14 protein-coding genes and 1 tRNA gene are annotated in these 13,604 nt (G+C 70.6%); 8 read left to right on the plus strand and 7 right to left on the minus strand.

The features are described 5' to 3' along the window. Nucleotides 1–111: 111 nt before the first annotated feature. Nucleotides 112–1,047 (plus strand): 1-phosphofructokinase family hexose kinase, encoded by a 936-nt coding sequence (locus OIU81_RS14565; protein WP_329147791.1) that lies wholly within the window; start codon nucleotides 112–114, stop codon nucleotides 1,045–1,047. Between the two features lie 102 nt (nucleotides 1,048–1,149). Beyond that, the gene (locus OIU81_RS14570) at nucleotides 1,150–1,518 is read left to right on the plus strand and encodes a hypothetical protein (RefSeq protein ID WP_329147793.1); all 369 of its coding nucleotides are present in this window, start codon (nucleotides 1,150–1,152) and stop codon (nucleotides 1,516–1,518) included. A 271-nt stretch (nucleotides 1,519–1,789) separates the two neighbouring features. Here the strand turns inward: OIU81_RS14570 and OIU81_RS14575 are convergent, their stop codons facing one another. Both OIU81_RS14575 and cdgB read right to left on the minus strand, forming a co-directional pair. Continuing rightward, nucleotides 1,790–2,695, minus strand: coding sequence for a carbohydrate-binding protein (locus OIU81_RS14575; protein WP_329147795.1), 906 nt, complete (start codon nucleotides 2,693–2,695; stop codon nucleotides 1,790–1,792). Between the two features lie 271 nt (nucleotides 2,696–2,966). Beyond that, the gene (gene cdgB, locus OIU81_RS14580; protein WP_329147797.1) at nucleotides 2,967–4,634 is read right to left on the minus strand and encodes a diguanylate cyclase CdgB; all 1,668 of its coding nucleotides are present in this window, start codon (nucleotides 4,632–4,634) and stop codon (nucleotides 2,967–2,969) included. Between the two features lie 427 nt (nucleotides 4,635–5,061). Here cdgB and OIU81_RS14585 point away from each other — a divergent pair, with 427 nt between their 5' ends. Further along, nucleotides 5,062–5,553, plus strand: coding sequence for a flavin reductase family protein (locus OIU81_RS14585; RefSeq protein WP_329147799.1), 492 nt, complete (start codon nucleotides 5,062–5,064; stop codon nucleotides 5,551–5,553). Nucleotides 5,554–5,606: 53 nt separating this feature from the next. Here OIU81_RS14585 and arfB read toward each other — a convergent pair whose 3' ends face one another. After that, nucleotides 5,607–6,035, minus strand: a complete 429-nt coding sequence (gene arfB / locus OIU81_RS14590) for an alternative ribosome rescue aminoacyl-tRNA hydrolase ArfB (protein WP_329147802.1) — start codon at nucleotides 6,033–6,035, stop codon at nucleotides 5,607–5,609. A gap of 203 nt (nucleotides 6,036–6,238) precedes the next feature. On the opposite strand from arfB, the gene OIU81_RS14595 reads away from it, so the two are divergent. Then, nucleotides 6,239–6,814, plus strand: a complete 576-nt coding sequence (locus tag OIU81_RS14595; RefSeq protein WP_329147804.1) for a TerD family protein — start codon at nucleotides 6,239–6,241, stop codon at nucleotides 6,812–6,814. A gap of 114 nt (nucleotides 6,815–6,928) precedes the next feature. On the opposite strand, the gene OIU81_RS14600 is transcribed toward OIU81_RS14595, so the two are convergent. Further along, nucleotides 6,929–7,201, minus strand: coding sequence for a helix-turn-helix domain-containing protein (locus OIU81_RS14600; protein ID WP_329147806.1), 273 nt, complete (start codon nucleotides 7,199–7,201; stop codon nucleotides 6,929–6,931). A gap of 89 nt (nucleotides 7,202–7,290) precedes the next feature. Here OIU81_RS14600 and map point away from each other — a divergent pair, with 89 nt between their 5' ends. Beyond that, entirely contained in the window at nucleotides 7,291–8,058 is a 768-nt protein-coding gene (map, locus tag OIU81_RS14605; RefSeq protein ID WP_329147808.1) for a type I methionyl aminopeptidase, read from the plus strand. A 185-nt stretch (nucleotides 8,059–8,243) separates the two neighbouring features. Further along, a complete protein-coding gene (locus tag OIU81_RS14610) occupies nucleotides 8,244–8,741 on the plus strand; it encodes a hypothetical protein (protein WP_329147809.1) in 498 nt (165 codons plus the stop codon). A 51-nt stretch (nucleotides 8,742–8,792) separates the two neighbouring features. Here the strand turns inward: OIU81_RS14610 and OIU81_RS14615 are convergent, their stop codons facing one another. Together OIU81_RS14615 and OIU81_RS14620 are read right to left on the minus strand one after the other, a co-directional pair. Continuing rightward, nucleotides 8,793–9,437, minus strand: a complete 645-nt coding sequence (locus OIU81_RS14615; protein ID WP_329155155.1) for a pentapeptide repeat-containing protein — start codon at nucleotides 9,435–9,437, stop codon at nucleotides 8,793–8,795. 288 nt (nucleotides 9,438–9,725) lie between these two features. Beyond that, on the minus strand, nucleotides 9,726–10,829 hold the full coding sequence (locus OIU81_RS14620) for an aminopeptidase P family protein (protein ID WP_329155157.1): 1,104 nt from the start codon (nucleotides 10,827–10,829) through the stop codon (nucleotides 9,726–9,728). Between the two features lie 178 nt (nucleotides 10,830–11,007). Here OIU81_RS14620 and OIU81_RS14625 point away from each other — a divergent pair, with 178 nt between their 5' ends. Next, nucleotides 11,008–11,835, plus strand: coding sequence for a nuclease-related domain-containing protein (locus OIU81_RS14625; RefSeq protein ID WP_329147811.1), 828 nt, complete (start codon nucleotides 11,008–11,010; stop codon nucleotides 11,833–11,835). Between the two features lie 171 nt (nucleotides 11,836–12,006). On the opposite strand, the gene OIU81_RS14630 is transcribed toward OIU81_RS14625, so the two are convergent. Then, a tRNA-Thr gene (locus tag OIU81_RS14630) sits at nucleotides 12,007–12,080 on the minus strand. Nucleotides 12,081–12,258: 178 nt separating this feature from the next. On the opposite strand from OIU81_RS14630, the gene OIU81_RS14635 reads away from it, so the two are divergent. Further along, nucleotides 12,259–13,395: an ABC transporter ATP-binding protein gene (locus OIU81_RS14635; RefSeq protein WP_329147813.1), complete on the plus strand. Its 1,137-nt coding sequence runs from the start codon at nucleotides 12,259–12,261 to the stop codon at nucleotides 13,393–13,395. Nucleotides 13,396–13,604: the final 209 nt, after the last annotated feature.

Here is a 13,604-nt window from a genome sequence, read left to right on the forward strand (position 1 = left end):
GCCAACGGCCACCGGCGATGGCATGATCGCTCGCGCACTTGTCCGTATGCACCGCCGCGCGCGGTCGCCCGACGCCCGGCCGCCCGGCCATGACTGCCCGGAGGGGCGACCATGATCCTCACGGTCACGCTGAACGCCGCCCTGGACATCACCTACCGCGTTCCCCGGCTCCGCCCGCACACCACGCACCGGATCACCGAGGTGTCCGAACGCCCCGGCGGCAAGGGCCTGAACGTCGCCCGGGTACTGGCCGCGCTCGGCCACCGCACGGTCGCCACCGGCTTCGCGGGCGGCGGCACCGGCGAGGCGCTGCGCGCACTGCTCGCGGAGACCGAGGTCACCGACGCCCTGGTCCCCGTCGGCGGCGCCACCCGACGCACCGTCGCGGTCGCCGACACGGCCACCGGGGACACCACCCAGCTCAACGAGCCGGGCCCGGTCGTCACCCCCGCCGAATGGGACACCTTCCTCGCCACCTACCGCGAACTGCTGGGCGAGGCACGGGCGGTGGCACTGTGCGGCAGCCTGCCGCCGGGCGTCCCGGTGGACGTCTACGCCCGGCTCACCCGGGCCGCGCGCAGCGTCGGCGTCCCGGTCCTGCTGGACACCAGCGGCGAACCGCTGCGCCGGGGCCTGGCCGCCCGCCCCGACCTCGCCAAGCCCAACGCCGAGGAACTCGCCGCCCTGACCGGCAGCACCGAACCGCTGCGCGCCGCCCGTGACGCCCGCCGCCGCGGCGCCCACGCGGTGGCCGCCTCACTCGGCCCGGCCGGCATGCTCGCCGTCACCGCCGGCGGCGCCTGGCAGGCCACCCCGCCCGGCCGCATCGCCGGCAACCCGACCGGCGCCGGCGACTCGGCGGTGGCCGGTCTGCTGTCGGGACTGGTGGAGGACCTGTCCTGGCCGGAACGGCTGACCCGCGCGGTGGCCCTGTCCGCCGCGACCGTACGCGCCCCGGCGGCGGGCGAGTTCGACGCGGCTACGTACGAGGAGCTGCTGCGGACGGTGGAGGTGGCAGCGCCCTCTCCGGAGGGGCGAAGCGCTTGAAGTGGCTTCCCTTCAACTGCGCTGGCCAATATGTCACTTGTGATGCCACATTTTCGCTGGTTACGTTGCCTTTACCTTGATCATTATCTCTTGGAGGCAAAGGTGAGGACCACGAGAAAGCTCGTACGCATCGCGGCGACGGGAGTGGCCACTCTCGGGATCGTGGCGGCCATGGGCGCCACCGCGACGACGGCGGGCGCCGTTGCCGCGGAGCAAGCCGGCGTTTGGGCAAAGGACGGCCATTCCTTCACCATCCGAGCCAATGCCAACACGTCCTCGGCCAAGCTGAAGACCATCAACGACCCTGGGGCAACGGTTGCTTGCACCCACACCCCCTGCGTGAGGAACAACAACGGCGGTTCCTACACCTGCTGGCGCGGGGGGCCGTCGGACAACGACTGGCTCAAGGTGACGTGGGGCAACAGGTCGGGGTGGGTCGCCGCTGCCTGCGTGGAGGGCGGCCGCATCTAGCCTGACGAGCCTCCAGCTCGTCAACCTCTGCACGTCGGTTTGTCGGCCTTTACCCAGAAGCCGCCAGCGAGGCGGATCGCGCCCCCTGGCGGCGACCGGCGCGGATCGGATCTCCACCCATCAGGGCATGCGATTGCCCGGCTCACAGGGACGTCGTGCGAACGAAGGGGGTGTGTCCCCGCTCCTGGGCAGATCGCTCGCCCACGCGGCCGACGCGCCTGCCTCGCCGAGCGCCACGGGGGCGGCTGTCACCGGCGGCGCCGGTGGTCCCTCAACTCCTGGCCAGCCAGAGCTTGTCGAGGTTCACATCGCACTGGTTGCCGCTCTCGCAGGACAGCTTGATGGTGTTGGCGCCCTGATTGAGCTGCACATAGGACCAGGTCTTGGTCCAGCCCTTGTCCCAGGCGCCCTCCGGGGCGTGGGCGAAGTTCTCCATGTTCACGGGCCGGCTGTCGGGCTTGTCGTTCACGGCCATCGTGAGGTTGGCATCCTTGCCGGGTACCCCGTAGCCGACCCAGAGCTTGTACTTGCCGGCCTTCTCGACGTTCACTGTCCAGGTTGCCGCGGCACCGGGGGTGTTCATACCCGCCACATACGTCCCGTTGGCCGAGCGGGCGCCCGGGACGTCCTTCGCGGTGCTGGCACCGCCGTCCAGCCGCATGGCGCCCGCGTCCTCCTTGGGCAGCTCACCCGGCTTGGTCTTACCGGGCTTCTTGCCGCCGGGCTTGACGGAGTCGCCGGCCGTCGGGCCCGACTTGCCGGCCTCGCTGCCCTTCGAGTCCTTGCCGTTGGTGAGCATCGCGACGCCGATGCCTATGCAGACCACCGCAACCACCGCGACGGCGCCTATCAGCAGGCCGTTGCGGTTGCGGCGCGGCTCGGGGCCGTCGTGGGCCGGGACGCTGCGCGTGCGGTCGCCGCCGGGCAGCGTCTCCGGCGCGGCGTAGTGGGCGTTCTGCTGCCCGTACGTCGTCGGCTGCTGGGGCTGCTGGCCGTACTGGCGCTGGCCGACCGCGCGCACCTGATTGTAGGACGTCCGCGGAATTCCCGGCTGGCGCGTCCCCGCACCGGCGCCCGCCGAGCCCGGTGCGCCGCCCTCGCCGCCTTCCGAGCGGTAGAGATAGGCGAACGGGTCGTCGTTCTCCGGCGTGTCCGCGCCGTTGTTGCCGGCCGTCATTCCGTGTCACTCCCAAGCGATCTGTGCGCGTCTGTCACGCGTCTCAACGCGTTCGCAGGCATCTTCTGCGCGAACTGTCTTTCGGGCCCCCGGCGGCGCCGCGCCGCATCGGCGCAGCCTACCCCGTCGACACGCCCGCACACCGAGCCCGGAGGGCCACAAGATCGCTACGGAACGGTGAACTGCTGGTGCGGGGGCCGGAGCGCGGCGGGTGTGAGATACGCAGCATCGGGCGCCGGCGGCTCGCTGCGGGCCCGGTGGAGGCCGCCGCTCAGCCCGCGGCCCGCCGGTTCGCCTTCGAGCGGGAGCGCTTTTCGACGTACATCCGCTGGTCGGCCGACTCCAGCACTTCCTCGGCCGTCATCCCGCAGCTCGCCCAGCCGATGCCGAAGCTGGCGCCCACCCGCACCGCCCGGCCCTCCACCCTGATCGGCGGGATGATCGCGTTGCGCAGCCGCACCGCGAGGTCCTGGGCGTCGGCCGTGCCGAGGCCGTCGGCGAGCACCACGAACTCGTCGCCGCCGAGCCGGGCGACCGTGTCGCCGTCCCGGACGCCGCTGGTCAGCCGCCGGGCGACCTCTATCAGCACGGCGTCGCCGGTGTTGTGCCCGAAGCGGTCGTTGATCGACTTGAAGCCGTCGAGGTCGCAGAAGAGGACCGCGAGCCCCTTGGACCCGTCGTCGGCCGGCCCGTCCGCGGGGGCGACGAGATGCACATGATGGTCGAACGGTGCCGGAGTGTTGCCCTCGAAGCCGTCGATGCCCTCGAACGGCTCCTTGCCGTCCGCCCGGAAACCGTGCGGATCGATGCCGAGGCCGCCCGAGGAGGCATAGGCGTCCGCCATCGAGCCCGGCGGCAGCGAGCACAGCCGGGCGCCGAGGCGGGCCCGCAGCTCGGCGCTGTTGGGCAGCCCGGTCAGCGAATCGTGGCTGGCGCGGTGGGCGAGCTGCAGCTCGTGCCGCTTGCGCTCCTCGATGTCCTCGACGTGGGTGAGCAGGAACCGGGGGCCATCAGCGGTGTCGGCGACGACGGAGTTGCGCAGCGAGACCCACACATAGGTGCCGTCCCGGCGGGCCAGCCGCAGCTCGGCACGGCCACCCTCGGCGGAGGTGCGCAGCAGGGTGCCGATGTCCTCGGGGTGGACGAGGTCGGAGAAGGAGTAGCGGCGCATCCCGGAAGCCGGGCGGCCCAGCAGCCGGCACAGCGCGTCATTGGTGCGCAGCAGCCGTCCGTGCTGGTCACCGCCCATTTCGGCGACGGCCATCCCGCTCGGCGCGTACTCGAACGCCTGCCGGAAGCTCTCCTCGCTGGCCCGCAGCGCCTGCTGCTCGCGCTCCAGCCGGACCAGGGCGCGCTGCATGTTCGCCCGCAGCCTGGCGTTGCTGATCGCGATCGCGGACTGGAAGGCGTACATCTGCAGGGCTTCCTGCCCCCAGGGACCGGGCCGCCGGCCATTGCGCGGCCGGTCCACGGAGATCACCCCGAGCAGCTCACCGCCGCCGTTGGCCGCGGTGTACATGGGCGCGAAGAGGCGGTCCATGGAGTGCCACTCGTCGGGGAAGCGGGGCGCGGGTCCGGCCGTGTGCCACTGGGGCACGTCGTCGTCATCGAGCACCCAGCCCTCGGTGTGCGGGATGAAGATGAGGTCGCCCCAGCGCTCGCCCATCGACAGCCGGCGGTCCCAGGCCGCCCGGGAGCCGACCCGCCCGGCCATCAGTGCCTCGGCCCCCGCACTGCCGGCGACCGCGGCGACGACGAGATCGCCGTCGGGGCGGACGAGATTGACCGCGGCCAGCTCGAAGCCGAGCCCGGTGATCGCGCCGTCGGCGACCGTCTGCAGGGTGTCCGCAAGGCTACGTGCGGTATTCAGCTCCGCGACCACTTGATGAAGCTGCCGCAGGGTCGCAAGGCGGACGTATGGCTCCGACTCGGTCTCCATCGTTCGCTCTCCCCGAGACCTCGACAGCAAACTCCACGATTCTTTGTCGTCCGATTCCACGCTCACTGAATCACAGTGAGCTGTTCACTCGGTACACAGGGTCAACAATTAGCGCCTGCTGTGACTCAAGTCACAGACCGTGAGGGACGGTTGGCGATCTTCCATATAAGCCGCAACGGGAGCGCGCCTTCACCCTTTCTACACTTCCTGAACGCAAATTCCGAGCGTTCCGGGATTCCGTCGTCAGACCTAGGACGCGAGTGGTCCGGGGGTCCGATGCGCGCCGGGGCGCGCCGAAGTTAGCGTTTATGGCGTGTTCACGAAAACCCCAGCCGATTCGACGGCCGCCGGGCCCGCCACCCCTTCCGCCCCGACCGTCGCCCTCGCCTCCGTGCCGGGCGACGCTCCGATCCCGCATTCTGTTGGGGTGAGTGACGACGAGTTCCGCGCTGCCCTGTCCCGCCTCGCCGCCGGCGTGGTGCTGATCACCGCCCATGATCCGGACGACGGACCGCAGGGCGAGGACGTCGGCATGACCGCCACCGCCTTCCTGTCCGTCTCCCTCGACCCGCCCCTCGTGATGGTGAGCGTTCGCAACGATTCACGGATGGACGACCTGCTGGAGCTGCAGCCGTCGTGGGCCGTTTCGGTGCTGTCGGGGCATCAGCGGCAGATTGCGGGGCGATTCGCGATGAAGGGCCGCATCAGCGACAGACTCCTCTTCAACGACATCCCCTTCATACGGGGCGAAGCGTCCGGCGCTCCGCTCGTCGAGGGCGCGCTGGCGACCCTGGAATGCCGCACCGAACAGCGGATCGTGGCCGGCGACCACACCCTCGTCATCGCCCGCGTCCTGACCAGCTCGGTCTCGAACGAGGACGACGGGCCGCTGACGTACTTCCGGGGGAAGTACCGGTAGTTGGGGTGAGGGGGCCAGGGGCGGGTGGCCGCGGGCGGGACGGGGCCGGACGGTCAGGTCCAGTCGCGGCCCGAGCGGCCGCGCTTGGTGTCGCCGCGCTGCTTCTTCTCGCGCAGCCGCCGCTCGTTGATGCCCCGCGGGATCCGTGACTTACGGCGCGGCTTGGGCGGCGGCGCGGTGGCCTCGGCGAGCACCGCGGCCAGCCGGACGGCGGCGGTCTCGCGGTTACGCCATTGGGAGCGGTGCTCGGAGGCACGTACGGACAGCACGCCGTCGACGAGCCGGCCCGCCAGCCGCTCCAGGGCGCGCTCCTTCCACACCGGCGGCAGCGCCTGCGTCTTGTCGAGGTCGAAGCGCAGCTCGACCTGGCTGTCGCTGGTGTTGACGTGCTGGCCGCCCGGACCGGAGGACCGCGAGAAACGCCATACGAGCTCGGCCTCCGGAAGGGCGACCGAACCGCGGATGACATAGGGCCCGGACATGAGTCCTATGATCCCGCGCGCCACGGAACCCGTCACCCGCTTTTCCCGGTCCATCGCGCCACATTCGCCCGCAGGGTTCGGCAAAGAAAGTAAAGACACCTGGAACCTCCTGGTCCCCTGATGGCGTTGTGGTGGGTGACGGTAGCTTCGTGCGCAGTACGGAGCCCGACGCTTCGACGAGTCGACAAGGAAAGGGACATCCCATGGCTGTAAGCCTGTCCAAGGGCGGCAACGTCTCCCTCACCAAGGAGGCACCGGGCCTGACCGCCGTCACGGTCGGCCTCGGCTGGGACGTCCGCACCACCACCGGCACGGACTTCGACCTCGACGCGAGCGCCATCGCGGTCAACGGCAGCGGCAAGGTCTACTCGGACCAGCACTTCGTCTTCTTCAACAACAAGGCCACGCCGGACCAGTCGATCGTGCACACCGGTGACAACGTCACCGGCCAGGGCGAGGGCGACGACGAGCAGATCAACATCAACCTCGCGGCGCTGCCGGCCGACATCGACAAGATCGTCTTCCCGGTCTCCATCTACGACGCCGAGAACCGCAGCCAGAACTTCGGCCAGGTGCGCAACGCCTTCATCCGCATCATCAACCAGGCCGGCGGCGCCGAGATCGCCCGCTACGACCTCAGCGAGGACGCCGCCACCGAGACCGCCATGGTCTTCGGCGAGCTCTACCGCAACGGCGCCGAGTGGAAGTTCCGCGCCGTGGGCCAGGGTTACGCCTCGGGCCTCGTCGGCATCGCGCAGGACTTCGGCGTCAACGTCTGAGCCGTCCGCCTGATTTCCGGCGCGCTGCGCGCTACGGAGGGCCGGTTCCCCTTGGGGGAGCCGGCCCTCGGCGCGTTCCCGGGGACGGCGGCCGGGCGGCTGCGCGCCGCCCCGTCAGGCGACCGCGTCCTCCACGGCCTCCCGGGACGGGGCGGCCAGCGTCGCTACCTCGTCCAGGGACAGCCCCAGCGTCCCGGCCAGCGCGGCAACCGTGAAGAACGCCGGTGTCGGCGCCCGCCCGGTCTCGATCTTCCGCAGCGTCTCGGCGGACAGTCCCGCCGCCGCCGCGACGTCGACCATGCTGCGCGCGCCGCGCGCCGCACGCAGCAGCGCACCGAGCCGCTCACCGCGTTCACGTTCCCAAGGAGTCAGTGGAGTCCGCACCATGCCCGTGATACTAATACCGGTAAAGAAATACCGGTAAAGTAATAACGCCTGCCGCGGAGCACGGCCGGCGTTCTCGGGAGGTTGTACGCATGGTGGAGCTCAAGACGGATGCCCAACTCGACGCGATGCGGGCGGCCGGCCGGGTGGTGGCCGACGCACTGGCAGCGGTGCGCGCGGCGGCCGCCCCGGGCGTACGGCTGCTGGACCTCGACGAGGTCGCCCGAACGGTCCTGCACGAGGCCGGCGCCGACTCACCGTTCCTCGGCTACCGCCCGTCCTTCGCCCCCACCCCGTTCCCCGGCGTCCTCTGCGTCTCCGTCAATGACGCGATCGTGCACGGCATCCCGGACGGCTCCCGGCTGCGCGACGGTGACCTGGTGAGCATCGACTGCGGCGCCCTCCTGGACGGCTGGGCCGGTGACGCGGCCCTCAGCTTCACGGTCGGCACCGCCGCCCCCGAGGACCAGCGGCTCATGGACACCACCCGGCAGGCCCTGGAGGCGGGCATCGCGGCAGCCGTCGTCGGCGCCCGGATCGGCGATATCGCCCATGCGATCGGCACCATCGGACGCGCCGCCGGCTACGGCATCCCCGAGGACTTCGGCGGACACGGCATCGGCCGCCGCATGCACGAGGACCCCGGGGTCCCCAACGAGGGCCGCCCGGGCCGCGGCCTCGTCCTCCGCCCCGGCCTGGCCCTCGCCATCGAGCCGATGTTCCTCGCCGGCGGCAAGGACACCTACTACGCAGCCGACGACGGCTGGACCCTGCGCACCACGGATGCCTCCCGCGCCGCCCACTTCGAACACACGGTGGCGGTGACGGAGGAGGGGCCGCGGGTGCTGACGGGGGTGTAGGACCGCGGCGCGCGTGTGCGGGGGGGGCGAACCGCGACAACACGGGCCAGTGGCCAGCAGCCAGCAGCCAGCAGCCAGCAGCCACGATGATCAATCGCGGCACCCCCCCGTCAGCGGCTGTGGCGGGCGACCGCGACAGCCGACGCGGCCGGTCGCCCGCCACACCGGCGTGACACCATCAGCACGTGATCGACGTCGGCTACTCCCTCTCCCGCCGCTTTCCGGACCCGCCGCAGACGGACTACCGGACCGCGGATGTGCGCACACTGCGCCATGACCTCTTCTGCGGCGACGTCTACATCGCCGACACGAAGACGGACCGGGAGCTGTCCACGGCCTGGGGCTGGGTGCCGGTCCTCGACTTCGCCTGGGCGCTGTGCGACATCGTCGAACAGCTCGACACCGACCCCCGCGGCAACCGCTCCGCCCGTCCGGTCCACGCCGAGCTGGACTTCACCGAATCCGCCGACCGGATCTTCTTCGAGCGCCGCTTCGGGTGGGTGGACGTCGACGCCGACTGGATGACGGCCGACGAGGCCCCGCTCACCTTCAACCACTCCGCGCTGCGCCGCGAGGCCCGCGACTTCCTGCACGACCTGATCGCCGACCTCACCGATATGCACGACGGCCTCGGCGACAACCCCGCCATCTGGGACCTCCAGGCCCGATTCCCGCGCGTCTGACCACCACCCCGCGCTCCGGACCCGGCCCCCTCCCCCGTCACTCCGCCCACCTCACTCCACCCGTACTCCTATCTGCGCGGCGAACGCCGGGGCGAGATCGAGCAGTTGGGCAGCGCTGATCACCGCGCCCGACAGACGGTCGATCCCCCGCGCGATGTCCACCGCGGCCGCACCCCGGAGATCGACGTCCTTCATCCGCGCCTCGGAGAAGTCCACCCGCGCCAGGGTGCAGTCGTCGAACGTCACCCGCTCCAGCTGCGCCCCCGCGAAGTCCGCCTCGATCAGCACACACCCCTCGAAGGCGACATCCCTCAGCTTGGCCATGCGCAGATTCGGGAAGTCGATCTTCCCGCCGCGCACCACCACCCGTTCCAGCACCGCACCGTGCAGCTGCGTCCCGCCCAGCCGGGGGTCCGACACCTCCACATCGCGCAGCGAGGCCTGGGACAGATCCGTGCCCACTCCGCGCACCCCGCTCAGCACGCTGTCGATGATCCGCGCCCGGCCCAGCCCCGTCTCGTCGAGCGTGCACCTCCTGACCGCGCAGTCCATGAACCGGGCACCGCGCCCCGACTGCCCGCCCCAGTCGGCGTCCGCGAACTCCAGCCCGTCGTAATCCCCCTCCGCCTCCAGCTCCCCGCCGTCATACGCGGTCAGCTCCGGCAACCGCACCGCCGGGCGCCGCACCGCCCGCACCGCCCGCACCGTCCCCTTGTCGCGCCCTGCCACGCGGTCACCGCCTTCCGTCCCGCCGCGCCGTCCGTGCCGGCCCACGACTCTCGCCACCTGCACGATCCATCGTGAACCACCCCACTGACAACGCACTCCGACCTGCGACGCAGCCACCGGCCGCCACGATGCCGACCGACGAAGCCCCTGAGCCAGAACACACAAACGGGGCCGGCCGGCCAGGCCGGAAGGCCGGACCCGGAAAAACTCCCTCCCCTATCCCCATCACCTATCCCCATCACCTATCCCCCTCCCCTACCGCACCACCGCCATCTCCCGCCCCGTCTCATTCAGCCGCCGCCCGCCCGACTCGGTGCACGTCACGATGTCCTCGATCCGTACGCCGAACCGCCCCGGCAGATAGATCCCCGGCTCGATCGAGAAGCACATCCCGGGCACCAGCGTCAGATGCTCGCCCTCGACCAGATACGGCGGCTCGTGGGTGGTCACCCCGATGCCGTGTCCGGTCCGGTGGATGAAGTACTCGCCGTAGCCCGCCGCCTTGATCACCTTCCGAGCCACCCGGTCGATGTCCTGGCACGCGACGCCCGGCCGCACCGCCTCGAACGCCGCCTGCTGCGCCTCTCGCACGATGTCGTGCACCTTGCGCTCCTCGGCGCCCGGCTGCCCGACGTGCACGGTCCGTGTCGTATCCGAGCCGTACCCGTCCTTGAGGCCACCGAAGTCGAGCACCACCATGTCGCCGTCCTCGATGACCCGCTCCCCGGCCTCGTGGTGCGGATTGGCCCCGTTCGGGCCCGAGCCGACGATCGTGAAGTCCACCTGGCTGTGTCCGTGCTCGCGCAGCAGCCGCGCCAGATCCGCCGCCACGTCGGACTCCCGCCGCCCGCCGAAGGGCAGCCGCACGATCTCCTCGTACGTCGCGTCCGCGGCGGCCCCGGCCGCGGCCAGCCGCGCCACCTCATGAGCGTCCTTGACCGCCCGCAGCATCGGCAGCCCCTCCGACAGCGCCGCGTAGGCGCTGCCCGGCAGCGACCGCTGGAGGCCCAGCAGGTGCATCGCCCAGGTCGAGTCGGACACCCCGTAACGCCCCTGCGGGTCCACCCACTTGGCGACCTCGGCATACGGGTCCGCACCGTCGGCCCACCCGGACACCTCCAGCGCCCGGGCCCCTGCGGCATGCTCCGCGTCCGGCTGCTCCAATACGGGCACCAGCAGCCGCGAGCGCCGCCCCGGCTCGATCACCAGCGCGGTGAGCCGCTCGGTGACCGCCGTCGGCCGGTAACCGCACAGCCACGTCAGATCCGGCCCCGGCGTCACGATCAGCCCGGCCAGCCCGGCGTCAGCGGCAGCCCGCCCCGCCCGCACCATCCGCCGCTCGTAGTCCTCACACGTCATCGAAGTCACCATGCCGCCGAACTTACGCCGCCCCACCCCCACCGACCCACCGACCGGGCCGTCTTGTCGGCCATCGCCGACTGTGCTCCCCTGGAGGCGAGTTGAACCGACGGGTGGGAGCTGTGTGGGGGACTTACGCACGGAACGGTGGCGCCGCTACGGACACGATCGCGTGTACGTGAACCGTGCAGCGGATGCGGCCGCAGTGGCCTGGTACGACTGCAGAACCGGAAAAATCAACATCCTCGACGAGAGCTATCGCGCCGAAGCCTTGTCCGCCCTGGCGCCGTTCCTGACCTCCGCGCCGGACGTCACACCCGTCGCGGCCCCGCCAGGCCGCCCCGCTCCCCCACCGGTCGCCGCCCCGGCACCGAGCCAAGACCTGGCCACCAACAAGCCGGGCGCCTCGCTACGACGTCGCATCGAAGATGTCGAGCCGAGCCCCCTCCTCCGCACGCTCAAACGGTGGTTCGGGCTGGACGCCGCATTACGCCCCTGGGAGACCGGCTTCCGGGGCGAGCGCATCGCGGGCAAGAGCTTGAACCGGCTGCGGCGCGACGGCTGGTTCGTCCTGCACTCGGTGGAGCTCCCGAGCGGCGCCGACATCGACCACGTGGCCATCGGACCACCCGGTGTTTTCACCATCAACACCAAGCATCACAGAGGCGGCAGGATCTGGCTGGGCGATCACGCCGCCATGGTCAACGGCCAGTCGACCCCATACGTCCGCAACAGCCTCTTCGAAGCACGGAGAGCGGCACGACTCCTGACCCACACCTGTGGCTTCCCGGTGGAGGTCCACCCCGTACTGGCCGTGGTAGGCGCCGCCACGGTGACCGTCCGCACCGCGACTCCCTCGGTACGCCTGATCGACGGCTCCCACGCGGCCCGCGAACTGTCCGGCCTCTCCCCCGTTCTCACCCCCTCCGACATCGAGCGCATCTACACCGCCGCACGCGAGGGAAACTCCTGGCTGACCCCGTCGAGAAAACCCGACCACACATGAGGCCCCCGGCGCCCTGACCACGCGCAAACAACCCCCCGCAGCCGGAAACCCGCATCCACAGCTGCCCCGGTCGACCCGGCCCCGAACGACCGCCCCGCGCCGACACCCCCACAGACGTCAGAAGCCCCAGGCCATCCACCGGCCCGGGGCTTCGTCCCTGTTCAAGCTAAGAGCCCCCTGTCGGATTCGAACCGACGACCTTCGCTTTACAAGAGCGGTGCTCTGGCCAGCTGAGCTAAGGAGGCGCGCGTGAAGCAGTGTACCCAGGGTCGACGGATGTCCGTTCCCCAATTCGTGACTGCCGGCCTACTGACATCGGGAGCGGGCGCGGGTACCGTCGCGGAGAGTCCATATCAGTGGACTACACCACTCCTTTTACTCGGATCGTCCGGCACGTTCCTGCCGGTGAAGGGATTTTTCACCATGGCTACGGTCACGTACGACCAGGCAACCCGTATCTACCCGGGTTCCGACAAGCCCGCCGTCGACAAACTGGACATCGCCATCGAGGACGGCGAGTTTCTGGTCCTGGTCGGCCCCTCCGGATGCGGCAAGTCCACCTCTCTGCGGATGCTCGCGGGGCTGGAGGACGTCGACGGAGGCGCCATCCGCATCGGGGACCGCGAGGTCACCCACCTTCCGCCCAAGGACCGGGACATCGCCATGGTGTTCCAGAACTACGCGCTCTACCCGCACATGACGGTCGCGGACAACATGGGCTTCGCGCTCAAGATCGCCGGTGTGCCGAAGGCCGAGATCCGGCAGAAGGTCGAGGACGCGGCCAAGATCCTGGACCTGACCGAGTACCTGGGGCGCAAGCCCAAGGCGCTGTCCGGCGGTCAGCGGCAGCGCGTCGCGATGGGCCGGGCGATCGTCCGTGAGCCGCAGGTCTTCCTGATGGACGAGCCGCTGTCCAACCTGGACGCCAAGCTGCGGGTGCAGACCCGTACGCAGATCGCCGGGCTCCAGCGCCGGCTCGGCATCACCACGGTGTACGTCACGCACGACCAGGTCGAGGCCATGACGATGGGCGACCGGGTCGCGGTGCTCAAGGACGGGCTGCTGCAGCAGGTCGATTCGCCGCGGAGCATGTACGACCGGCCGGCGAACCTGTTCGTGGCGGGCTTCATCGGGTCGCCCGCGATGAACCTGGTGGAGGTGCCGATCACCGACGGCGGTGTGAAGTTCGGCAACAGCGTCGTGCCGGTCAACCGCGAGGCGCTGGCCGCGGCCGCGGACAAGGGTGACCGGACGGTGACGGTCGGCGTGCGCCCCGAGCACTTCGACATCGTCGAGCAGAACGGCGAGGCCGCGAAGTCGCTGTCCAAGGAGACCGCGGACGCGCCGGCCGGGCTGGCCGTCACGGTCAATGTCGTCGAGGAGCTCGGCGCCGACGGCTACGTGTACGGCGCCGCGGAGGTCGGCGGCGAGGTCAAGGACCTGGTCGTACGGGTCAACGGCCGCCAGGTCCCGGCCAAGGGCGCCCGGCTGCACGTCGTGCCGCGCCCGGGCGAGACGCACGTCTTCTCGACGTCCTCCGGTGAGCGCCTCACCGACTGACAGCCTGACAACGGGGCGGGAATCGCGTGAGAGCGGCGGCGGTCCGGGGAAGAACTCGGTACCGCCGCCGCTGTGCTGCCCGGCTGCGCGGCATCGCCGCTACAGGGACATAACCGGGCTTTTCCTACCAGTACGTCAACACCTGTACCGCACTGACGGGCCATTGCGTCCCTCGATAAGGTGACCAAATGTCGCCAAATCATCACTCC

It is taken from the genome of Streptomyces sp. NBC_01454, from assembly GCF_036227565.1.
GTDB lineage: Bacteria > Actinomycetota > Actinomycetes > Streptomycetales > Streptomycetaceae > Streptomyces.

Bases quoted from the DNA above. Each gene is read 5' to 3' on its own strand.
- OIU81_RS14565 (WP_329147791.1), top strand. From the start codon at position 112: ATGATCCTCACGGTCACGCTGAACGCCGCCCTGGACATCACCTACCGC.
- OIU81_RS14575 (WP_329147795.1), bottom strand. From the start codon at position 2,695: ATGACGGCCGGCAACAACGGCGCGGACACGCCGGAGAACGACGACCCG.
- cdgB (WP_329147797.1), bottom strand. From the start codon at position 4,634: ATGGAGACCGAGTCGGAGCCATACGTCCGCCTTGCGACCCTGCGGCAG.
- arfB (WP_329147802.1), bottom strand. From the start codon at position 6,035: ATGTCCGGGCCCTATGTCATCCGCGGTTCGGTCGCCCTTCCGGAGGCC.
- OIU81_RS14595 (WP_329147804.1), top strand. From the start codon at position 6,239: ATGGCTGTAAGCCTGTCCAAGGGCGGCAACGTCTCCCTCACCAAGGAG.
- OIU81_RS14600 (WP_329147806.1), bottom strand. From the start codon at position 7,201: ATGGTGCGGACTCCACTGACTCCTTGGGAACGTGAACGCGGTGAGCGG.
- map (WP_329147808.1), top strand. From the start codon at position 7,291: ATGGTGGAGCTCAAGACGGATGCCCAACTCGACGCGATGCGGGCGGCC.
- OIU81_RS14620 (WP_329155157.1), bottom strand. From the start codon at position 10,829: ATGACGTGTGAGGACTACGAGCGGCGGATGGTGCGGGCGGGGCGGGCT.
- OIU81_RS14635 (WP_329147813.1), top strand. From the start codon at position 12,259: ATGGCTACGGTCACGTACGACCAGGCAACCCGTATCTACCCGGGTTCC.